General features: G+C 72.6%; 19 protein-coding genes. 6 read left to right on the top strand and 13 right to left on the bottom strand.

All coding sequences use genetic code 11. The features are described 5' to 3' along the window. Window positions 1-42 precede the first annotated feature (42 nt). Window positions 43-906, top strand: coding sequence for a trypsin-like serine protease (locus tag AMY39116_RS0311015; protein WP_020417716.1), 864 nt, complete (start codon window positions 43-45; stop codon window positions 904-906). On the opposite strand, the gene AMY39116_RS0311010 is transcribed toward AMY39116_RS0311015, so the two are convergent. Then, window positions 890-1,669 carry a putative hydro-lyase gene (locus AMY39116_RS0311010; RefSeq protein ID WP_020417715.1) on the bottom strand — a complete coding sequence of 260 codons (780 nt, stop codon included), beginning with the start codon at window positions 1,667-1,669 and terminating at the stop codon, window positions 890-892. The two genes, AMY39116_RS0311015 and AMY39116_RS0311010, sit on opposite strands and share 17 nt — an antisense overlap. Window positions 1,670-1,724: 55 nt before the next feature. Between AMY39116_RS0311010 and AMY39116_RS0311005 the strand changes: the two genes are divergently transcribed. Both AMY39116_RS0311005 and AMY39116_RS0311000 read left to right on the top strand, forming a co-directional pair. Beyond that, window positions 1,725-2,786 (top strand): DUF917 domain-containing protein, encoded by a 1,062-nt coding sequence (locus AMY39116_RS0311005; protein ID WP_020417714.1) that lies wholly within the window; start codon window positions 1,725-1,727, stop codon window positions 2,784-2,786. After that, a complete protein-coding gene (locus tag AMY39116_RS0311000) occupies window positions 2,783-4,276 on the top strand; it encodes a helix-turn-helix domain-containing protein (RefSeq protein WP_020417713.1) in 1,494 nt (497 codons plus the stop codon). Before AMY39116_RS0311005 ends, AMY39116_RS0311000 begins: the two co-directional genes overlap by 4 nt. 10 nt (window positions 4,277-4,286) lie before the next feature. Here AMY39116_RS0311000 and AMY39116_RS0310995 read toward each other — a convergent pair whose 3' ends face one another. Together AMY39116_RS0310995 and AMY39116_RS0310990 are read right to left on the bottom strand one after the other, a co-directional pair. Continuing rightward, on the bottom strand, window positions 4,287-4,697 hold the full coding sequence (locus AMY39116_RS0310995; RefSeq protein ID WP_020417712.1) for a MarR family winged helix-turn-helix transcriptional regulator: 411 nt from the start codon (window positions 4,695-4,697) through the stop codon (window positions 4,287-4,289). Then, on the bottom strand, window positions 4,694-6,127 hold the full coding sequence (locus AMY39116_RS0310990; RefSeq protein WP_020417711.1) for an MFS transporter: 1,434 nt from the start codon (window positions 6,125-6,127) through the stop codon (window positions 4,694-4,696). The genes AMY39116_RS0310995 and AMY39116_RS0310990 overlap by 4 nt, the downstream gene beginning before the upstream one ends. 149 nt (window positions 6,128-6,276) lie before the next feature. Between AMY39116_RS0310990 and AMY39116_RS0310985 the strand changes: the two genes are divergently transcribed. Then, entirely contained in the window at window positions 6,277-8,001 is a 1,725-nt protein-coding gene (locus AMY39116_RS0310985) for an IlvD/Edd family dehydratase (protein WP_020417710.1), read from the top strand. Here the strand turns inward: AMY39116_RS0310985 and AMY39116_RS0310980 are convergent. Next, window positions 7,998-8,873 (bottom strand): LysR family transcriptional regulator, encoded by an 876-nt coding sequence (locus tag AMY39116_RS0310980; protein WP_020417709.1) that lies wholly within the window; start codon window positions 8,871-8,873, stop codon window positions 7,998-8,000. The genes AMY39116_RS0310985 and AMY39116_RS0310980 overlap by 4 nt on opposite strands. 62 nt (window positions 8,874-8,935) lie before the next feature. On the opposite strand from AMY39116_RS0310980, the gene AMY39116_RS0310975 reads away from it, so the two are divergent. Then, on the top strand, window positions 8,936-9,271 hold the full coding sequence (locus tag AMY39116_RS0310975; RefSeq protein WP_020417708.1) for a DoxX family protein: 336 nt from the start codon (window positions 8,936-8,938) through the stop codon (window positions 9,269-9,271). Window positions 9,272-9,609: 338 nt separating this feature from the next. Here the strand turns inward: AMY39116_RS0310975 and AMY39116_RS0310970 are convergent, their stop codons facing one another. From AMY39116_RS0310970 to AMY39116_RS47800, 8 genes are all read right to left on the bottom strand, one after another. Then, on the bottom strand, window positions 9,610-10,563 hold the full coding sequence (locus AMY39116_RS0310970) for a TIGR03557 family F420-dependent LLM class oxidoreductase (RefSeq protein ID WP_020417707.1): 954 nt from the start codon (window positions 10,561-10,563) through the stop codon (window positions 9,610-9,612). Between the two features lie 22 nt (window positions 10,564-10,585). After that, entirely contained in the window at window positions 10,586-10,906 is a 321-nt protein-coding gene (locus AMY39116_RS0310965; RefSeq protein WP_020417706.1) for an STAS domain-containing protein, read from the bottom strand. Further along, window positions 10,903-12,507, bottom strand: a complete 1,605-nt coding sequence (locus tag AMY39116_RS0310960) for a SpoIIE family protein phosphatase (protein WP_020417705.1) — start codon at window positions 12,505-12,507, stop codon at window positions 10,903-10,905. Before AMY39116_RS0310960 ends, AMY39116_RS0310965 begins: the two co-directional genes overlap by 4 nt. 57 nt (window positions 12,508-12,564) lie before the next feature. Beyond that, window positions 12,565-13,314 (bottom strand): alpha/beta fold hydrolase, encoded by a 750-nt coding sequence (locus AMY39116_RS0310955; protein ID WP_020417704.1) that lies wholly within the window; start codon window positions 13,312-13,314, stop codon window positions 12,565-12,567. Window positions 13,315-13,752: 438 nt separating this feature from the next. Then, window positions 13,753-16,242, bottom strand: coding sequence for a DNA topoisomerase (ATP-hydrolyzing) subunit A (locus AMY39116_RS0310950; RefSeq protein WP_020417703.1), 2,490 nt, complete (start codon window positions 16,240-16,242; stop codon window positions 13,753-13,755). 22 nt (window positions 16,243-16,264) lie between these two features. After that, window positions 16,265-18,322: a type IIA DNA topoisomerase subunit B gene (locus AMY39116_RS0310945; RefSeq protein WP_027935816.1), complete on the bottom strand. Its 2,058-nt coding sequence runs from the start codon at window positions 18,320-18,322 to the stop codon at window positions 16,265-16,267. A 98-nt stretch (window positions 18,323-18,420) separates the two neighbouring features. Next, on the bottom strand, window positions 18,421-18,603 hold the full coding sequence (locus tag AMY39116_RS0310940) for a hypothetical protein (protein ID WP_157358512.1): 183 nt from the start codon (window positions 18,601-18,603) through the stop codon (window positions 18,421-18,423). Between the two features lie 93 nt (window positions 18,604-18,696). Continuing rightward, a complete protein-coding gene (locus tag AMY39116_RS47800; RefSeq protein ID WP_162146036.1) occupies window positions 18,697-18,828 on the bottom strand; it encodes an MFS transporter in 132 nt (43 codons plus the stop codon). Between the two features lie 183 nt (window positions 18,829-19,011). Here AMY39116_RS47800 and AMY39116_RS0310935 point away from each other — a divergent pair, with 183 nt between their 5' ends. Continuing rightward, entirely contained in the window at window positions 19,012-19,935 is a 924-nt protein-coding gene (locus AMY39116_RS0310935) for a pseudouridine synthase (RefSeq protein ID WP_020417700.1), read from the top strand. 176 nt (window positions 19,936-20,111) lie between these two features. On the opposite strand, the gene AMY39116_RS0310930 is transcribed toward AMY39116_RS0310935, so the two are convergent. Then, window positions 20,112-20,726 (bottom strand): hypothetical protein, encoded by a 615-nt coding sequence (locus AMY39116_RS0310930; protein WP_020417699.1) that lies wholly within the window; start codon window positions 20,724-20,726, stop codon window positions 20,112-20,114. Between the last annotated feature and the right edge of the window lie 8 nt (window positions 20,727-20,734).

Below are 20,734 nucleotides of genomic sequence, written 5' to 3'. Positions count from 1 at the left end.
GGTCGGGTGTTTTTCGGCCGTCCGTGAGGTTGACTCTCCCGGATGAGAGCAGCACTCGCATCGGCCGCCGCCGTCGCCGCGATCCTGGCGACGGCGGCCCCGGCCTCGGCCATCAACTCCTACAACGCGACCCCGGCGCCCGAGCGCACCGAGGTCGGCGCGCTCGTCGCGACCTGGGACAACGACGCGAACCCAGCCACGCCGGACCGGGTGGACTGGGTGTGCTCGGGCACCATGGTCGACCGCGACACCTTCCTCACCGCGGCGCACTGCACCAGCGACTGGCCCGCCGGCGTGCGGTTCTTCGTGTCGCTCGACCAGGACGTGCAGTCCGGCCTCGACGCCGCCGCCCAGCAGTACCCGGGCGATCCCGCGGCGGTGGCACGGGCGGTCGCGGTGGAAGGCGTGGCGCACTCCGACCCGGCCTACCCGGGCAACTCGGCGGACGCGCACGACATCGCGGTCATCCAGCTGCCCGCGCAGCAGGTCGCCGCCCGGTGGTCGTTCACTCCCGCGCGGTTGCCCACCGCCGGGCAGCTGGACCAGCTCGGTCCGCGCGGCCTGAACAGCACGCCGTTCGTCGTCGCCGGCTACGGGACGCAGGAGGCGGTCAACGGCCCCGGCGGGCAGACCCACCCGGGCGGCGGCGTCCGGATGAAGGCGCCGGTCACCTTCGACGCGCTCAACAAGACGTGGGTGCGCCTGGCGATGACCGCGCCGCAGGGCAACGGCGGCGCCTGCTACGGCGACTCCGGCGGGCCGAACTTCGCCACGATCGGCGGCACGCGGACCCTGGTGTCCACGACGATCACCGGTGACGCGCCCTGCTACGCCACCAACGTGACCTACCGCCTGGACACCCCGTCCGCGCGCACGTTCCTGGCGCCGTTCACCGCGCTGCCGTAGGCACCCGGTACTCGCTGTCCCGCCGGTCGGTGATGAACATGTGCCCCGGCGAGTGGGTGATCGCGAACGGCGGCTTCGACGCCATCAGCGCCGCCTGCGGGGTGACCCCGCACGCCCAGAACACCGGCACGTCACCGGGTTCCGCCTCGACCGGGTCGCCGAAGTCGGGGCGGGACAGGTCGGCGATCCCGAGCCCGGCGGGGTCGCCGACGTGCACCGGCGCGCCGTGCACCGCGGGCATCGCGCCGCTGATCGCGATCGCCTCGTCGACCCGGCCTGCCGGGATCGGGCGCATCGACACGACCATCGGGCCGTGCAGCCGCCCGGCAGGCCGGCATTCGCGGTTCGTCACGTACATCGACACGTTGCGGCCCTGCTCCAGGTGCCGCAGCGGGATCCCGGCCGCGAGCAGCCCGGTCTCGAACGTGAAGCTGCACCCGATCGAAAACGCGACCAGGTTCTCCTGCCACAGGCCGCTGACGTCGTCGACCTCCTCGGCCAGCTCGCCGTGCCGCCACACGCGGTAGCGCGGCAGGTCGCGGCTCAGGTCGGCGCCGGGGGCGAGCGTGGTCGCGGTGCTGCCCGGGTCGGTGACGTCCAGGACCGGGCACGGCTGCGGGTTGCGCTGGCAGAACAACAGCACGTCGTAGGCCCAGTCGCGCGGCACCGCGATCAGGTTGGTCTGCGTGAAACCGGTCGCCCACCCCGACGTCGGCGCCACGGTTCCGGCGCGGAACGCCGCGCGCGCCTGTTCCGGGGTCATGGTGGCTGGATCGTCTACCCTGGTCATACCTCCAGCTCAGCACATGAAGGCAAGCATGCGCATCACCGCGGCGGACGTGCCCGCACTCGAACGGGGCGTCGCGCTGCTCGGGTCGGGCGGTGGCGGCGACACGATGACGGCCGCGGCGCTGCTGCGCCAGCTCGTCACGCACGGGCGTGAACCGGACATCTCCGGCGCGCTGGACCCGTCCACACTCGTGATGCCGGTGGGAATCGTGGGCGCGACCGCCGCCTTCACCGAGAAACTGCCCAGCGGCTTGGAGTTCACGACCGCGGTGTCGGCGATCGAACGCTGGACCGGGGCCCGCGCCGGCGCGCTGGTGTCGATCGAGATCGGCGGGCTCAACGGGCTGATGCCGCTGGTCGCCGCGGTCGAGCTGGGCCTGCCGTGCGCCGACGCGGACCTGTCCGGGCGCGGGCTGCCGAGGCTGGACCAGCTCTCCATCGCGGCGACCGGCCGCGGGCTGGCGCCTGCCGCGCTCGCCGAGCCCGGTGGTCAGGTGCTGGTGCTGGCGGCCGGCTCGGACGAATCGGTCGAGCGCGGCGCCCGCGCGTTCCTGGCCAGTTCCGGCGGCTGGGCGGCGATGGCGTTCGCCCCGGTGCCGGCGGGCGAACTGCCGCAGTGCGCGGTGATGGGCAGCGTCACCGGCGCGCTCGAACTGGGCAGGCGGGTGCTCGCGGCCGGGGAGGGCCCGGAGCCGGACCGGCTCGCCGAGGCCTGCGGCGGGCGGGTGCTCGCGATGGGCCGCGTGCTCGAGGTGTCCCGGCACCCCGGTCCCGGAGCGCACGGCCGCGCCGGCTTCGGCCGCGGCAGCGCGACGCTGACCGACCACCGCACCGGCGCACTGCTCCGGCTGGAGATGGAGAACGAGTACCTGCTGGCGCTGCGGGACGGCCATCCGGTGGCGTCCACCCCGGACGTGCTGGCCGTGGTCGACCACCGCACCGGCGTTCCGGTGCCGTGCGACGGGATCCGCGCCGGGATCGAGGTCGACGTGCTGCAGCTCGCCGCGGCGCCGTTCTGGACCGACCCGCGGCGGCTGCCGGTGCTGCAGCCACGCGCGTACGGCATCGACTCGGACCCGGTGCTCGCATGATCCTGCGCCGCCTGCTGGCCCTGCCGTCGTGGGCCGGTGTCCGGGTCGCCGCGGGCGAATCCGGGTTGGACCGTCCACTGGAGACGGTGCGGGCCACCCTCGACGCCGGGGACAGCCCCGGCCAGGGCGAGCTGCTGGTGCTGGCCCGGGAACTGCGTGGCACGGACTGGCAGATCGACGCCTTGCTGCGGCGCGGGGCGGACAGCGGCGCGGCGGGCCTGCTCCTGCCGGAGGTCGAACCGCTGACCGCGACCCGGCTGCTGGCCGACCGGCTCGCGATGCCGCTGCTGGTGACGGCGGCCCGGCCGCTGGACCTGCTCGTCGACGCCCGCCTGATGCTCGCCGCGCCGGAACTGGACCGCGCGAACCTCGTGCTGGCGACGCACCGGGCGCTCGGCGAACGGCTGCGCTCGCCGGAAGAGGTGGTCACCGCGCTGCGCGGGCTGCTGCGGTCGCCGGTCGCGTTGCTCGACGACCGGGGCGAGCCGGTGGCCGGGGAACTGGCGTCGGCCGGGCGGATCCGCGTCGGCGAGCCGGTGCCGCAGCGGGTGGACCTCGACGACGGCGTGCTGCTGGCGCACCCCGCGCTGCTGGCCGGCCCGGTGTTGTGGGTGGCGGCCGAGCTGACCGGCGCGGAGGCGGCGCGGGCGGACGTGGTGCCGCCGGCGCTGGCGGTCGCGGCCGGCGCGGTGCAGCGGTGGCTGCTGGCGAACCGGCTGGAGCTGGAACGGGACGCCCGGTCGCGCACCGCGCTGCTCGGCGACCTGCTGCGGCTGGACGCCGAGCCGGGCGCGGACCTGCGCCGCCGGGCGGCCGACGCCGGGTGGCGGCTGGGCGGCTGGCACGTCGGGCTGCGCATCGGCGTCGCGTCCAGTGTGGACACCGTGGCGCGGACGACCGAGGTGGTGCGCGCGCTGCGGGCCGAGCAGATCGCCGCGGTGGTGGTCGAGCACGGCGACGGCTGGACCGGGTGGGTGACGTTCGACCAGGAACCGACGGCCGAGCGCGTCCGCACGCTGGCCGCCGGCCTGCGGGCGGCGCACAAGGCGCTGCGGCGGACGCTCGGCGCGCACCTCGGGGTCGGCCGCCCGCACCCGCGGCCGGACGGCCTGGCCGCGACGATCGCCGAGGCCACCGACGCCGCGCGCCTGGCCGCGACCCGGCCGGAGTCGGGGCACTTCCTGCACGTCGACCAGCTGGGCATGGCGCAACTGCTCCTGGAGTGGACGCGGACGGACACCTTCGAGCCGGCGGCCCGCGCACTGGTCGCCCCGTTGCGCAACGCGCCCGGTGACCTGGTGCGCACGCTGGCGGTGTACCTGGACGCGGAGTCCTCGATCGCGGAAACCGCGGCGGTGCTCGGCGTGCACCGCAACACGGTCACCGCGCGCGTCGCCCGGATCGAACAGCTGCTGGGGGTGGACCTGTCCCGCCCGGACGACCGGCTGGCGCTGCACCTGGCCTCCCGGGCCATCACCCTGGCCGACTGAGCGGGACCGGTCAGCCGTCCGGGTCGAGTTTGGCCAGCAGGCGGTCCAGCTGCGTCAGTTCGTCGGCGTCGAGCGCGGCGAAGAACGGGGGCGGCTCGCTCAGGATGCGGTTCGCCGCGGCCGCCATCTCGGCGCCCGCGGGCGTCACCGTCACCAGCTTGCGGCGGCGGTCCTCCGGGTGCACCGTCCGCGACACCAGCCCGCGCTGCTCCAGGTCGTCCACCACGACCGTCGTGTAGGGACGGTCGGTGTCCAGGAGCTCGGCGAGCTCACCCAGGGTCAGCGGGCCGGGCACGAGCCGCCGCAGGGCCTTGGCCTTGAAGAAGCTCAGCCCGAGCGTGTCGGCGACCAGCCTGCGCCGGTCGTGCCGGTGCAGCACCAGGTCCTGCATCCGTTCCCAGACCCGCTCCGCGGCGGTCACGTCCGCGCCCCGGCCGGCTCGTCGAACAGCACCGTCGCCCGCCGGGCCGTCCCCATCGCCCACGGGGACGTCGTCAGCACGCCCAGTGCCATCACCACCACGCCGCATCCCGCCATGATCCACCACGCGATGTGGCTCGCCGCGGGAAAGCCCGTCGTGAACGCGCCGGAGATGTGCGTCGTGACCACCGCGCCGAGCACCGCGACCCCGAGTGACGCCCCGACCTGCCTGCTCGTCGACGCGACCGCCGCCGCCACCCCGGCCTGCGCGCGCGGCATGCCGGACACCGCGGTGTTGGTGATCGGCGGGTTGAGCATCCCGAACCCGGCGCCGAACACGACGTAGGCCACCACCAGCCACCCGATCCCGGTCTCCGCGCCCAGCCGGGTCAGCAGCACGCCGCTCACCGCGAGCCCCAGTCCCCCGGCCACCAGCGGGATCCGCGAGCCGCGCGCGGCGACCAGCCGCCCGGACAGCGGCGCGAGCGCGAAGATCGCCAGCGCGCTGGGCAGCGTCAGCAACCCGGCGTGCAGCGGCGTGAACCCGCGGACGCTCTGCAGGTACAGCGCGTTGAGGAACAGGAACCCGCTCAGCCCGGCGAACCCGCACACCGCGATCACCGTCGCCCCGGAGAACGGCGCGCTCGCGAAGAACCGCGGGTCCAGCAACGGCTCCGCCCGCCGCCGCTCGTAGACGACGAGCCCGGCCGCGGCGGCGACCGCCACCACGAAGCACGCCACGGTCAGCCCGGACAGCCAGCCGTGGTGCGGCGCTTCGATGATCCCGTACGTCAAGCTCGCCAGCGCCACCACGACCAGCAGCTGCCCGACCGGGTCCAGCCGCCGCGCCCGTGGCGCCTTCGACTCCGGCACGAACAACGCGGTCAGCACGAGCGCGGCGACCCCGACCGGGATGTTGATCCAGAAGATCGACCGCCACCCGACGGCGTCCACCAGCAGGCCGCCGACCACCGGGCCCAGCGCCATGCTCAGCCCGACGACCGCGCCCCAGATCCCGATCGCGCGCGCCCGTTCCCGCGCGTCGGTGAAGGTGTTGGTGATGATCGACATCGCGACCGGGTTCAGCATGCTGCCGCCGACCGCCTGCACCATCCGGAAGGCGATGAGCAGCCCGATGTTCGGCGCGACGCTGCACAGCAGAGAGCCGAGCGTGAACAGCACCAGCCCGGCCTGGAACGTGCGCCGCCGCCCGATCCGGTCGGCGGTCGAGCCGGACAGCATCAGCAGGCTGGCCAGCACGAGCGTGTAGGCGTCGATCGTCCACTGCAGACTCGACACGCCGGCGGAGAAGTCGCGCTCGATGGACGGCAGCGCGAGGTTGACGATCGTGGTGTCCATCGAGACGACGAACAGGCTCAGGCAGCAGATCGCCAGCACCAGGAGCCGACGTCGCTGGGACAGTTCCGGCACACGCACCCCAAACGTTGTACTTCTATAACAGTTTTGACTGTACAACTTTCTGGCCAGCGGAACCACTGTGACTTCCGACGCCACTGGACTTGAATCATCGAATGATTTAACGTTCGGAGCGCACGTACTCGACGGAGAGGAACAGGCTCGTGACGGGGCAGAGGCGCAGCGCGGCGTGGTTCGGGGCGACCGGCCGCGCGGGGATGATCTACCGGTCCTGGATGCGCAACCAGGGCTTCGGGGCCGAGGTGTTCGACGGCAGGCCGGTCATCGGCATCGCGACCAGCGCGTCGGAACTGGCGCCGTGCAACGCGCACCTGACCCGCGTGGCGGAGGCGGTCAAGCGCGGGGTGTGGCAGGCGGGCGGGTTCCCGCTGGAGTTCCCGACGATGGCCACCGGCGAGACGCTGATGCGCCCGACCGCGATGCTCTACCGCAACCTGATGGCGATGGAGGTCGAGGAGCTGATCCGCGCCAACCCGCTCGACGGCGTGGTGCTGCTCTCCGGCTGCGACAAGACGACCCCCGCGATGCTGATGGCCGCCGCGAGCGTCGACCTGCCCGCCGTGATGGTCACCGGCGGCCCGATGCTCAACGGCAAGTACCGCGGCACGGACGTCGGCTCCGGCACGCACGTCTGGAAGTTCGAGGAGGAGCTCAAGGCCGGGCGCATGACCCAGGAGGAGTGCTTCTTCGCCGAGGGCTGCATGGCGCGCTCGAACGGGCACTGCATGACGATGGGCACCGCGTCGACGATGGCGTGCATGGCCGAGGCGCTGGGCATGCAGCTGCCCGGCTCGGCGACCTGGCCCGCGGTCGACGCGCGGCGGTTCGAGATCGGGCAGGCCGCCGGGCAGCGGATCGTGGAGATGGTCGAGGAGGACCTGCGCCCGTCGCACATCCTCACGCGCGAGGCGTTCGAGAACGCGATCCGGGTCAACGCCGCGATCGGCGGGTCGACGAACGCGATCATCCACCTGCTCGCGATCGCCGGGCGCGCCGAGGTCGACCTCACGCTCGACGACTTCGACACGCTCATCCGCGAGGTCCCGACGCTGGTGAACCTGATGCCGTCGGGGAAGTACCTGATGGAGGACTTCTGCTACGCCGGCGGCCTGCCGGTGGTGATGCGGCAGCTCGCCGAAGCCGGTCTGCTGCACACCGGCAGCGTTTCGGTGACCGGCAAGCCGGTCGGCGAGAACGTGGCCGGGGCGGAGAACTTCAACACGGACGTGATCACGACCGTCGAGGAGCCGTTCCAGCCGGCCGGCAACGGCACCGCGGTGCTGCGCGGCAACCTGTGTCCGGGTGGCGCGGTGATCAAGCAGTCGGCCGCGTCCCCGCACCTGCTCAAGCACCAGGGGCGGGCACTGGTGTTCGACACGGTCGAGGACTACCACGCCGTCGCCGACGACCCTGACCTCGACGTGGACGAGACGAGCATCCTGGTGATCCGCGGCGCCGGGCCGAAGGGCTACCCGGGCATGCCGGAGGTCTCGAACGTCGCGCTGCCCGCCAAGCTGCTGAAGGCGGGCGTGACGGACATGATCCGGATCTGCGACGGGCGGATGAGCGGCACCGGGTACGGCACGGTCGTGCTGCACGTGACACCGGAGTCCGCGGCGGGCGGGCCGCTCGCGCTGGTGCGCACCGGCGACCTGATCACGCTGGACGTGGCGGCGCGGACGCTGAACGTCGAGGTGTCCGACGAGGAGCTGGCCGCGCGGCGGGCGTCCTGGCAGGCGCCGGAATCGCCCTACACCAGCGGGTACACGTGGCTGTACACGGAGCACGTGCTGCAGGCCGACCAGGGCGCGGACTTCGACTTCCTGCGCGGATCCCGGGGCCACTCGGTCCCGCGCGATTCGCACTAGGTCGCGTCGAGGCAGCAGGCGACGAAGTCGGCGACGACCGGGTTGTCGTCGTCGGCCGGGTGCCAGGCGATGCCGACGCGGGTGGGGCTGAGGCCGCGCACCGGGCGGTAGACGATGCCCGGCCGGGCGTAGAAGCGGGCGGCCGACTCGGGGGCGAGTGCGATGCCGTAGCCGTTGGCGATCGCGCTCAGCCACTCGTCCGGCTGGTCGGTCACCGCGCCGATGCGCGGCTCGCCCTCGCGTTCGTCCGCGCCGAGCCAGTGGTCGCGCCACCAGCCGGTCTCGGCCGGGGCGGCGACGTACGGCTCGTCCCACAGCTCGCGAAAGTCGATCTCGTCGCGGCGGGCGAGCGGGTGGGAGGCGGGCAGCGCGACCCAGCGGGGTTCGCTGAGCAGCTCCCGCACGCGGAGTTCGTCCTGGCCGGGGAACGGGAGGCGCAGCAGCGCGACGTCGACGTCGGCCGCGGCGAGCCCGGCGGTCGGGTCCGACCAGGCGGCCTGCCGCATGTCGACCCGCCACCCCGGACGGCGGCGGCCGAACGCGGCGATGATGGCCGGCGTCGCCTCGTTGGCGGCGCTGGCCAGGAAGCCGACGCGCAGCACGCGCTTGCCGGCCGCGCGGGTCTCGCGGCAGGCGCGGTCCCACCCGTCGAGCAGGGCGGGCACCCGATCCGCCAGCACCCGGCCGGCGTCGGTGAGGGCCATCCCGTGGCGGGAGCGGGTGAACAGCGTCGTGCCGAGCTGCGCTTCGAGCTGTTTGATCTGCTTGGTGAGCGCGGGCTGGGACACGAAGAGCCGCTCCGCCGCGCGCGTGAGGTGCCCCTCCTCGGCGACGGCGGCGAAGTAGCGGAGCAGGCGCGTGTCCACGTCCATGCCTTCAGGTTATGAGAGCAGGTATTGGACGCGCTGCCGCCGCCGCGCCGAACCTGGTGGTCATGTACGTGACGGTGACTGTGCTGACGATCGTGCTGAACGCCGCGATCGCGATCGCGGACTTCGCCAGAGCGCGGTTCGTGCTGGCGAACTCCGCGGCGGTGGACGTGCCGGAGTCGTGGCTGCCGCTGCTGGGGGCGCTGAAGGCCGCCGGCGCCGCGGGGCTGCTGATCGGGCTGCTGGGGGTGCGGTGGATAGGGATCGCCGCGGCGGCCGGGCTGGTGTTGTTCTTCACGGGCGCGCTGGTCGCGCATGTGCGTGCCAGGGTGTTCGGCAACATCGCGGTGCCGGGACTGTTCCTGACCCTCGCCGCGACGAGCCTCGCGCTCAGCCCGTGAGCCGCAGCGGTGGGGTCGGGCCGGCCCGCACTGAAAGCCGCCGATGCCCCGGGCCGCTGATCGGACTGCGCTGGATCAGACTCGCCGCGACCTCCGGCTGGTGTGTTCTTCACCGGGGCACTGGTCGCCCACGTGCGCACTGCTCGGGGTGCGGTGGATCGGGATCGCCGCGGCGGCGGGGCCGGCATTGTTCTTCACCGCGGCGCTCATCGCGCGTGCGCGCCCGGGGTTTGGCAACATCACCGTGCCGGGGTTGTTCCTCGCCCACGCCCAGCTGAGGGACCCGGGCGTCAGCAGACCGCCGGGGTCGGCAGGACGCCCGGCGGTCCGCCCGCCCCTCAGCCCTTGAGCTGAGGCAGCACCTTCGACGACCAGGCGTCGAAGAACTTGTCCTGCTCCGGGCCGATCTGCGACACGTACACCTCGTCGAACCCGGCGTCGGCGAACTGGCGCACCGCCTGCGCGTGCGCGTCGGCGTCCGGGCCGCACGGGATCTGGCCCGCGACCTGCTCCTCGGTCACCACCGGCACGGCCTGTTCGAAGTCCCGCGGCGTCGGCAGGATCCGGCCGAGGCTGCCGGGCAGCAGGTCGCTCGCCCACAGCCGGTGCGCGGTCTCCCGCGCCTCCTCCGCCGAATCGGCCCAGCACACCTTGAACCCGCCCTGGATCGGCCCCCGCCCGCCGGCTTCGCGGTAGGAGTGGACGAGCTCGCCGTCGGGCATCACCGTGGCGAAACCGTCCGCGATCTTCGCGATCCGGCGCGCCGTCTTCGGCCCGAACGCCGACACGTAGATCGGCACCGGCTGCTCCGGCAGCGTGTAGATGCGCGCCTGCTCGACCGTGTAGTGCTTGCCGTAGTGGGTGACCTGCTCGCCGGTGTGCAGCTTGCGGATCACCTCGACGGCCTCCTCCAGCATCTCCAGCCGCCGCGAGCCCGGCGGCCACGGATCGCCGAAGATGTGCTCGTTGAGCGCCTCACCCGAGCCGACCCCGAGCACGAACCGGCCCTCGCACTGCACGGCCGCCGTCGCCGCGGCCTGCGCGATGATCGCCGGGTGGATGCGCACCGTCGGGCAGGTCACCGCCGTCGTGATCGGCAACGAGACCGCCTGGGACAGCGCGCCGATCACCGACCACACGAACGGGCTGTTGCCCTGCTCACCGGTCCACGGGTGGAAGTGGTCGGAGATCCACAACCGCTCGAACCCGGCCTGTTCCGCCTTCTTCGCCTGTTCCACCAGCTCGCGAGGCCCGTGCTCTTCGCTGGACAGGAAGTATCCGACGCTCACCATGTGCCGGGGCTACCCGCGGAAATCAACCCTCACGCACCGCGGCGAGCGGTTCGAACCCGGACATCTCCAGCACCCGCCGCACGGGTGACACGGGCGCGACGACCAGGTCCAGCTCCATCTGCAGCACCTTGAGCCGCCCGGCGAGGGTGAACAGCACACGCAGGCCCGAACTGTCCAAATAGGTTACGTCCGTGAGGTCGATCGAGACGCGCATGGCGTCGTTGTCGATCGCGGTGAAGATCTGGTCCTGGACGGTGGACGCGTTCGCGAGGTCGATCTCGCCGCTGACCCGCAGCAGGACGTGACCGCCGTCGTTTTCGGCGTCGACGGTGGCCGACGTCATTCCGCGATCCCGATCGTGCGGCGGATCATGACTTCCGTCCCGTGCGCGTGGTGGTCGATGCGGACCTCGTCCCCGCAGCGGTGCATCAGCAGCGTTCCCCGGCCACGGTTCTCGCCACGCGGCGGTCGCCAGCGGCCCTCGTCACACACGGTCGCGATCACGTCCTGCCCCCGCAGTTCAATCCGCACCTTGATCACGCCGCCGGCGGGCCCGTAGGCGTGCTCCACGGCGTTCGAGGTGGCCTCGCCGACCGCGACCAGCAGGTCGGCCGTGGCGTCCGCGCTCGCGCCGACGACGGTCAGCCACCGCCGCATCGCGGACCGGACCTCCTTCAACGACTCCGGCACCGCCGGCACGGTCATCTCCAGCGGGCCGACGTCCGCGCCGTTCTGGCGGCGCACGGTCAGCAGCGCCACATCGTCGTCCGGGGTGTCCTCGCCGATCAGCTCGGCCATCACGTCGGCGCAGACGGTCTGGGCCTGACCCGGGTGCACGGCGGCGCGCAGGCGGTCGAGCCCGTCGTCGAGGGCGACGCCACGCCGCTCGACCAGGCCGTCGGTGTAGAAGCAGACCACCGAGCCCGGCGGCATCTCCGTCACCGTGACACGGCGGCGCACGTCTCGCAGGGCGCCGATCGGCGGGTCGACGGCGACGTCGAGCAGCCTGGCCCGTTCGCCCTCGCGGCCCTGCACGGGCACCAGGTGCCCGGCCGAGGACACGTGCAGGCGCTCGAAGTTCGGCTCGATCAGCGCGTACAGCACGGTGGCCATCATCCCCGGCTCGAAGTGCTGCATCTTGCGGTCAAGGTTGGCGAGCACTTCGGCGGGGTCGCCGCCCTCCAGCGCGAAGGCCCGCAACGCACTGCGCATCCGGCCCATGACGATCGCCGCGGGCAGGCCGTGCCCGACCACGTCGCCGATCACCACGCCGAGCCAGCCGTTGGGCAGGAGGAACACGTCGTACCAGTCGCCGGCGATGGCGCCCTCGTCACCGGGCACGTACCGCGCGGCGAGTTCGAGACCGGGCACGACCGGCAGCTGGGTCGGCAGGAGGCTGCGCTGCAGCTCGGCGGCCGCCGCGCGCTCGGCCTTGGAGCGCTGGGCGTGGGCGGCGAGCGCTATCCGGTCGGCGGCCAGCTGGAGCAGCTCGACGTCCTCCGGCGTGAACTCCCGCGGCGAGAGCGACCCGACGTGCAGCACGCCCAGGGCCTCGCCGCCGACCAGCAACGGGACGCCCAGCAGGGTCTGCAGGCCCTTCTCCCAGAGCAGCCGGTTGACCACCGTCGTCGAGTCGACCCGCTGCAGCTGCACCGGCTCGCGGCGGGCGACGACCTGCCCGGCGAAGCCCTTGCCGACCGGCACGCGGACGCCCTGCGCCACCTCGGTCTCGATGCCGCGCGCGGCGACCGCCACCAGCTCCCGACCGCCCGGTTCGAGCAGCAGGACAGCGGCGGTGTCGGAATGCAGGACCTGGCGGACGCGGTCCAGGAGCTCGGGAAGCAGGTCCTCGGTGGTGAGGTGGGCGAGCGCGCTGTCGCTGACGAGACCGATGCGCTGGAGCTTGTGTTCAGCTTCCAGTCGCGCGCTGGCCGATGTGGACATGATGCGAGACTAGCCCCTGCCCAGGTCGTAGAAACCTGTGGTTTCCGAGGATTCGGGTCATTCCCGCCACGGTTCCGCCTGAGTTGCCGGGGCGAGCAGGGTCGACGATACCGCAGGCCAGGCGGTGCTGTCCGGGTCGATCAACGCGAAATGGCCCGCATTGGGGAGGACGATCAGACGCGCACCGGGGTTGACCTCCCGGTAGGCGCGGGAGAGCTCCGGGGGAACCACCTCGTCCGCGTCGCCGTGCACGAGCACGACGAGCCCGGCCGGCGACGACAACCGCGCCGGGTCGAGTCCGTCCGGCGGGACGTCGCCGAGGAACGCGCGGACGGCGCCGTCGCCGAGGCCGAGCCGCGTGGCCAGGGCGAGGTCGGCGACCGGCGCCAGCGCGACGGTGGCGGTGAGGCCTGGTGGGGGCGCGGTCGCCGCGGCCAGCAGGGCGAGGTGGCCGCCCGCGGAATGCCCGGTCAGGACCACCCGGCCCTCGAACTGCCCGGCGAGTTTCACCGGCAGGTCACGCAGCGCGGCGGCGACGTCGGCGGCGGCGAGGCGGGGCTCGCCGGGGACGCGGCGGTACTCGATCGAGAGGACGTTCGCGCCCGTCCGTGCCAGGGCCGACGCCATCGGCCGGGTGTGCAGCCGGTCGTAGGCGGGCCGCCAGAAGCCCCCGTGGACGACGACGATCAAGGGCGCGTCCGGGCGGCCCTGCCAGTGGTCGGCGACGTGGTCGGGCTCCGGGCCGTAGCGGAGCTGCCCGTCCGGCTCCGGCGCCGGGCGGGTGAGGACCGAACGATCTTCCGTCATCGGCCGGCTGCCTCCACAAAATCACTCGTTCGGGTGGCGCGGGGCGCGCCCGCGCCATGGGCTCGGTGTTGCCGGGCGGTGTTGTGGGCCCGCGTTGGCGGGCCGAGGTTGCGGCTGCCGCGGGCCGGTCCTGCGGTCTGGCGCTGCGGGCCTCGTGTTGTGGGCCGGTCTGCCGGCCCGGTGCTGGTGTTGCGGCTCGGCCTTGCGGCCGACGATGCGCCCAGTGTTGCGGCCCGGCCTTACGGCCGAGTGTTGCGGCCCAGTCCTGCTACCTGGCGTTGCGGCCCGGCCTCGCAGCCGGGCCGGTGTTGGCCCAGTGTTGCGGCCCGACCCCGCGCCCCGGCCTTGCGCCCCGGCCTTGCGGCCCGGCCCCGCGGCCCGGCCCCGCCGCCCGACCATGCGGACCCCGCACCCGGAAGCGCGGGCCCCGCACCGGAATCACCCTCGTTCGATGAGGTGTCCGATGACGTCCGGGCCGGGGTGGGGGGCTCCCGAGGCGTCGCGGCGGACGGTGGGCTCCGGGAGCTCCACCGGGTCGCCGTTCTTCGACGCTCCGGCGGGCCGGGGGCCCACCCAGCCGACCGTCAGGCGCGTCTCCCCCTTCAGGAAGCGCTGCGCTCGCACCCCGCCGGTCGCGCGGCCCTTCGCCGGGTACTCGGCGAAGGGCGTCATCTTTACGCTCGCCCCCGTGGCCGTCACCACCATCGGCTCGCCGTGCTCTGCGTCGTCCGTGCGGATCGCCCCGAAGAACACCACCTCGGCGTCCGCGGCGAGCTTGATGCCCGCCATGCCGCCGCCCTTGAGGCCCTGCGGCCGCACCAGCGAAGCCGGGAACCGCAGCAGCGAGGCGTCCGACGTGACGAACGCGAACGTCTCCTCACCATCGGCCAGCCACGCCGCGCCGACGACCTCGTCACCGTCCTTCAAACCGATGATCTCGAACTCGTCGGACCGCACCGGCCAGTCCGGCGCCACCACCTTCACCACGCCCTGCCGGGTGCCCAGCGCGAGACCGGGCGACCCGGCCGCCTGCTCGCCCAGCGGCGCGATGCCGATGACCTTCTCGCCCTTGTCCAGCGGCACCAGCTCCCGCGCGGCCATCCCGCCACGCAGCGACACCGTCCCGGACTGCTCCGGCAGCACGGGCAGCGGCAGCACGTCCGTCTTGAACGCCCGCCCGCGGCTGGTCACCAGCAGCACCTGGCCGCGCGCGGTCGAGTGCACCATCGCCGCCACCGCGTCGTGCTTCACCCGGCCGTTGCGGCGGCGGCCCTCCGGCGCCTCCTCCGACTCGGCCGCCGTGCGGGCGACCAGGCCGGTGGCGGACAGGATCACCTGGCACGGGTCGTCGGCGACCTCCAGCGGCCCGGCCGGCTTCGACGCGGCCAGCACCTCCTTGAGGTCGCCGTCGATCAGCGCCGTGCGCCGCTCGGTCTTGAAGTCCTTGGCGATCTTGGCCAGCTCGTTGGAGACGACCTTCTTCAGCTCGCGGTCGTCGTCGAGGATCTTGGTCAGCTCGGCGATCTCGGCGCGCAGCTTCTCCTGCTCGTCCTCGAGTTCGAGCTTGTCGTACTTGGTGAGCCGGCGCAGCGGCGTGTCCAGGATGTAGGTGGCCTGGATCTCGGACAGCTTGAACCGCTTCATCAGGCCGTCCTTGGCCTGCGCGGCGTCGTCGCTGTTGCGGATCAGCCGGATCACCTTGTCGATGTCCAGCAGCGCGATCAGCAGGCCCTCGACCAGGTGCAGCCGCTCCTCGCGCTTGCGGCGCCGGTACTTCGTGCGCCGCGTGACCACGTCGTAGCGGTGCTCAAGGAACACCTCGAGCAGCTGCTTGAGACCCAGCGTCTGCGGCTGGCCGTCGACCAGCACCAGGTTGTTGATGCCGAACGACTGCTCCAGCGGCGTGAGCCGGTAGAGGTCGGCCAGCAGCGGGTTCGGGTTGACCCCCACCTTGCACTCGATGACCAGGCGCGTGCCGTTCTCGCGGTCGGTGAGGTCCTTGACGTCGGCGATCCCGGTCAGCCGCTTGGACTTGTTGACCTCCTCGGTGATTTTCTCGATCACCTTCTCCGGCCCGACGCCGTAGGGCAGCTCGGTGACCGTGATCGCCTGGCGGCCGCGGCTGCCGGGCAGCGGGCCGATCTCGACCTTCGCCCGCATCCGGACCACGCCGCGGCCGGTCTCGTACGCCTTGCGCACCTCGTCCAGGCCCAGCAGCATCCCGCCGGTCGGCAGGTCGGGGCCCGGCACGAACTCCATCAGCTTGTCCAGGGTGGCGCCGGGGTGGTTGATCAGCCACCTCGCGGCCGCGATGACCTCGCCCATGTTGTGCGGGATCATGTTGGTCGCCATGCCGACCGCGATGCCGGACGTGCCGTTGACCAGCAGGTTCGGGTACGCGGCGGGCAGCACCGACGGCTCCATGAGGGAACCGTCGTAGTTCGGCCGGAAGTCGACGGTCTCCTCGCCCAGCTCGCCGACGAGCAGCATCGCCTCCGGCGACATGCGCGCCTCGGTGTACCGGGACGCGGCCGGGCCGTCGTCCGGGCTGCCGAAGTTGCCGTGGCCGTCGATGAGCGGCGCGTTCATCGAGAAGTCCTGCGCCAGGCGGACCATCGCGTCGTAGATCGCCGTGTCACCGTGCGGGTGGTAGCGGCCCATCACGTCGCCGACCACGCGCGAGGACTTCACGTACGCGTGGTTGGGCCGGTAGCCGGCCTCGTTCATCGAGAACAGGATCCGGCGGTGCACCGGCTTGAGGCCGTCGCGCGCGTCGGGCAGCGCGCGGGAGTGGATGACCGAGTAGGCGTACTCCAGGTAGGAGTCCTCGATCTCGGTCTTGACCGGGTTCTCGAAGACCTGCGCGCCGGCCTGGTCGAACGCTGCCGGATCGACCCGGGTGACGGCTGTCTTGGATCGGCGTGCCATTGCTGTTGTCTCCTAGGGGAACTCAGACGTCGATCGCTTCGCGGTCCACGCGTGCGGCGGATTCGACGAGCCAGTTGCGCCGGGGTTCGACCTTCTCCCCCATCAGCAGCTCCAGCGCGGCCTCCGCGGCCTCGGCGTCGTCCAGCGTGATGCGGCGGACCGAGCGGGTCGCCGGGTTCATCGTGGTCTCCCACAGCTCGTCGGCGTCCATCTCGCCGAGACCCTTGAACCGCGGGACCGGCTTGACGATCTGCTTGCCTGCGGCCTCCAGCTCGGCGACCTTCTGCTCCATCTCGCGCTGCGTGAAGGTGAAGATGGTCTCGGGGTTGCGGCCCTTCGTGACGATCTTGTGCAGCGGCGGCATCGCGGCGAACAGCCTGCCGTCCTCGATCACCGGCCGCATGTACTTCGCGAACAGGGTGATCAGCAGCGTCCGGATGTGCGAGCCGTCGACGTCGGCGTCGGCCATCAGGATGACGCGGCCGTAGCGCATCGCGGACAGGTCGAAGGTGCGGCCGGTGCCCGCGCCGAGCACCTGCACGATCGAGGCGATCTCCGCGTTCTTCAGCGTGTCGCCGAGCGAGGCCTTCTGCACGTTCAGGATCTTGCCGCGCAACGGCAGCAGCGCCTGGTACTCCGACACCCGCGCCATGCGGGCCGACCCGAGCGCGCTGTCGCCCTCGACGAGGAACAGCTCGCTGCGCGAGATGCCGGTGGTGCGGCAGTCGACGAGCTTCGGCGGCATCGCCGCGCCCTCCAGCGCGGTCTTGCGGCGCGCCGCGTCCTTCTGCTGCTTCTGCGTCAGCCGCACGCGTGCGGCGTCCACGATCTTCTGCAGCACGACCTTGGCCTCGGCCTTGGTCTTGCGGTTCTCCGTCCACTCCTTGAGGTGCCGCTCCACGATGCCCTGCACCACGCGGGTGATGCCGGAGGTGGACAGCTCGTCCTTGGTCTGCGAGGTGAACTGCGGCTCCGGGATGCGCACGTGGACGACCGCCGTCATGCCCTCGAGCACGTCGTCGAGCGTCGGCAGGTCCTCCTTGGCCTTCAGCAGGCCGCGGGTGCGGGAAATGGCTTCCTGCAACGCCTTCGTCGCCCCGCGGTCGAAGCCGCGGCGGTGGGTGCCGCCGTGCACGTTGCGGATGGTGTTGGTGAAGCACTCGACCGTGCGCTCGTACCCGGTGCCCCAGCGCAGCGCGATCTCGACCTCGGCGTGACGCTCCACATTGGACCGCATGACCCCGTTGGCGTCGGCCGCGTTCTCCTTGTACGAGCCCTCGCCGCGGATGATCAGCGTGCCGGACACCGGCTTCTCGTCCGACGGCGCGAGGTACTCCACCATGTCCGCGAGGCCGTTGGGGAAGTGGAAGGTCTCCTCGCTGATCGACCCCTCGGTGGCGGTGCGCAGCACGTACGTGACGCCCGGCACGAGGAACGCGGTGTTGCGCAGCTTGGTGCGCACCTGCTCGACGTCGAGCTCCGCGCCCTTCTCGAAGTACCGCGAGTCGTGCCAGTAGCGGATGGACGTGCCGGTGCGCTCGCCGCGCTTCATCTTGCCCCGGACGCGCAGCCCGGGCTGCGGCGTGAACTTCGCCTTCGGGCCGGGGCCGTCGAACACGCCCGGCGTGCCGTGCGCGAAGGACATCTCGTGCACCTTGCCGCCGTTGCGGACGGTGACGTCGAAGCGGTGCGACAACGCGTTGACCGCGGACGCGCCGACGCCGTGCAGGCCACCCGAGGTCTTGTAGCCGGAGCCGCCGAACTTGCCGCCCGCGTGCAGCCGGGTGAGCACCAGCTCGACGCCGGACAGACCGGACTTGGCGTGCACACCGGTCGGGATGCCGCGGCCGTCGTCGTCGACCTGGACGCTGCCGTCCGCGTGCAACGTGACGACCACCTTCGTGGCGTGACCTGCGACACCCTCGTCCGTCGAGTTGTCGACGATCTCGGTGAACAGGTGGTTCACGCCGCGGCTGTCGGTCGACCCGATGTACATGCCGGGGCGCTTCCGGACCGCTTCCAGGCCTTCCAGGTGGGTAAGGTCGTCGGCCCCGTAGAGAGGCTCAGCAGAAGCAGTCACAGGATCTTCTCTCCCAGTAGCGATTGGGGTGGTGCGGCACCAGGGCGCCGCGCGTATGCAGGGTAACGGAGGGCACCGACAACCCCGGGGATTGCGGCCTACTGCCGCCGTGCGGCGTGGATCGCGCCGACGAGCATGTCGAACTCCGCGTCGAAGATCTCGTCGGCGGTGGCGGCGCGCAGGTGCGGTACCAGTGCTTTCAGTGTAGGCGCTGCCGAGCCCGCCCGTGCGGCTTCGAAGATCCCGGCGTTGCGTTCCGGCGTGGCGGGGTCGCAGTGCACCTCGCGATGGGCGCGGCCCAGCACGAACGTCCAGGAAGACCAGGAGGCGGCTGCTCGGGGCAGCGAGTTGACCGGCGCAGGGTGGCGGACCGGTCACTCCCGGCAGCGTGGCGGCGCGCAGGCAACCGTGCCCACCGCGAACAGCCCGAGGCAGGCCAGCAGCACCCGCCCGAGCCCGAACAGGTCGCGGAGCCTGCCCGGTTCGCACTGCTGGCCTGCGGGCACGGCCCGCGTACGCTGCGAACGCGCTGGTCGGCGCGGGCTACGGGCTGTGCCTCGGGGCGCTGGGCAACCTGGTGGTGGACGCGGTGGAGCCGCGGCGCTGGCCTACTCGGCGGAGTTCGCGCTGGTCGCGGCGGTGGCGGTGGTCGCGGCGGGCGCGGTGGCCCCTCGCTACAGTGCTGACCGATGAGACGCAAGCCGCCCCCGTCCCCGCTGCCGCCGCGTGACGGGGTCAACGCGGCGCGCATCCGGACCCCGCCGGACGGCCCGTGGGACACCATCCGCGACTACCTGGTGCGCAAGCTGACCAAGCTAGACCCGGCGGTGATCGACTCGATGCTGGCCGAGGGCGCGATCGTCGGGGTGGACGGGCCGATCGACGCCGCGACGCCGTTCACGCCCAGCACTTTCCTGTGGTTCCACCGGGACCGCGGCGACGAGGTGCCGGTGCCGTTCGAGCTGACCGTGCTGCACGAGGACGACGTCCTGCTGGTGGTCGACAAGCCGCACTTCCTGGCCACCACGCCGCGTGGCGGGCACGTCCGGGAGACCGCGCTGGTGCGGCTGCGGCACACGCGGGACCTGCCCGAGCTCTCCCCCGCCCACCGCCTCGACCGCTTGACGGCGGGTGTGCTGATGTTCGTCAAGACCGCGGCGCACCGCAGCGCGTACCAGAACCTGTTCCGGGATCGCCTGGTGCACAAGGAGTACGAGGCGATCGCGCCCTACTCGCCGGAGCTGGCGCTGCCGCGTGTGGTGGAGAGCCGGATCGTGAAGAAGCGCGGCGTGCTGACCGCGCGGGAGCTGCCGGGGCCGGTGAACGCGCGGACGCACGTGGAGCTGATCGAGCACCGCGGCGGGCTGGGCCGCTACCGGCTGGTGCCCGAAACCGGCCGCACGCACCAGCTGCGGGTGCACCTGAACTCGCTGGGAATCCCGATCCTGGGCGATCCGCTGTACCCGGAGGTCCGGGAGGTTCCGCCCGGCGACTTCCGCCGTCCGCTGCAGCTGCTGGCGAAGGTGCTCGCGTTCACCGATCCGCTGACGGGGCGGCAGCACCGGTTCGAGAGCGGACTTCGCCTGGGCGCGTGGGATTCGCAGGACTGGTAGGACCGTCCACACCGGATCGCGGTCGCACTCCCGGCTACCGCCGAACATCCGCCGAGCACCCGGTCCCGGCCGGTGCGCGAACCGCCCTGCGGCGCCTCCGCCGCCGCGGATCCGACACCGTGGCAAACCTCAGGCAGCACGACGTCCTCACCGGCGGCGCAGACCGCCGCGCGCCGTCAGGAGCGGTCGCTCGGCGGGGCCAGCTCGATCTGCCGCTGCAGCGTCGTCCGGAACACGTCGTGCGCCGCGTCGCCGTGGCCGGCCGTTTCGACCACCACCACGCGGTCGTAGAGCACGTACGCCGCGGCGAAGCGGGCCAGCGGGGCGCCCACCGGGGTGCCGTACACGATCACACCCTCCAGCGACAGGTCCCGGTCCGCGGCCAGCCCCTGCAGCTCCACCCCCGCACCGTACGCCCGCACCGCCCCGCGCGGATCGCCCGTCGCCAGCGCGTACAGGCCGATCGTCACCCCGGCCCGCACCGCGGTCTTGCGCACCCCGTCGCTCATCCCGGCCGTGGTCAGCACGTCGACCATCGGCTGCGGCAGCGACACCGTGCTGCGCAGCGCGGCGAGGGTGAACGGCCCACTCGGGCCGGGCGCGCCGGGCGGTTCGACGAGGGCCAGCGCGCTGTGCTCGGGCGCCGGCTTCGCGTCCGGCGGATCGGCAAGGCCGGCGTTGCGGGTGAGCAGGTACCCAGTCGCGGACACGGCGAGACCCAGCGCCAGCACCACGATGATCGCGATCCCGACGGTCAGTTCCCGGCGCTGCCGGCGGACGTCACTGGACACCGTCAGTA

Origin of the sequence: Amycolatopsis sp. ATCC 39116, assembly GCF_000231075.2 — a bacterium.
Classification (GTDB): domain Bacteria; phylum Actinomycetota; class Actinomycetes; order Mycobacteriales; family Pseudonocardiaceae; genus Amycolatopsis_E; species Amycolatopsis_E tucumanensis.
This window is presented reverse-complemented; position numbering and strand designations above follow the sequence as displayed.

Coding starts and splice junctions, on each gene's coding strand:
- AMY39116_RS0311015 (WP_020417716.1), top strand. CDS start 43: ATGAGAGCAGCACTCGCATCGGCCGCCGCCGTCGCCGCGATCCTGGCG.
- AMY39116_RS0311010 (WP_020417715.1), bottom strand. CDS start 1,669: ATGACCCCGGAACAGGCGCGCGCGGCGTTCCGCGCCGGAACCGTGGCG.
- AMY39116_RS0311005 (WP_020417714.1), top strand. CDS start 1,725: ATGCGCATCACCGCGGCGGACGTGCCCGCACTCGAACGGGGCGTCGCG.
- AMY39116_RS0311000 (WP_020417713.1), top strand. CDS start 2,783: ATGATCCTGCGCCGCCTGCTGGCCCTGCCGTCGTGGGCCGGTGTCCGG.
- AMY39116_RS0310980 (WP_020417709.1), bottom strand. CDS start 8,873: ATGGACGTGGACACGCGCCTGCTCCGCTACTTCGCCGCCGTCGCCGAG.
- AMY39116_RS0310975 (WP_020417708.1), top strand. CDS start 8,936: ATGTACGTGACGGTGACTGTGCTGACGATCGTGCTGAACGCCGCGATC.
- AMY39116_RS0310970 (WP_020417707.1), bottom strand. CDS start 10,563: ATGGTGAGCGTCGGATACTTCCTGTCCAGCGAAGAGCACGGGCCTCGC.
- AMY39116_RS0310965 (WP_020417706.1), bottom strand. CDS start 10,906: ATGACGTCGGCCACCGTCGACGCCGAAAACGACGGCGGTCACGTCCTG.
- AMY39116_RS0310960 (WP_020417705.1), bottom strand. CDS start 12,507: ATGTCCACATCGGCCAGCGCGCGACTGGAAGCTGAACACAAGCTCCAG.
- AMY39116_RS0310955 (WP_020417704.1), bottom strand. CDS start 13,314: ATGACGGAAGATCGTTCGGTCCTCACCCGCCCGGCGCCGGAGCCGGAC.
- AMY39116_RS0310950 (WP_020417703.1), bottom strand. CDS start 16,242: ATGGCACGCCGATCCAAGACAGCCGTCACCCGGGTCGATCCGGCAGCG.
- AMY39116_RS0310935 (WP_020417700.1), top strand. CDS start 19,012: ATGAGACGCAAGCCGCCCCCGTCCCCGCTGCCGCCGCGTGACGGGGTC.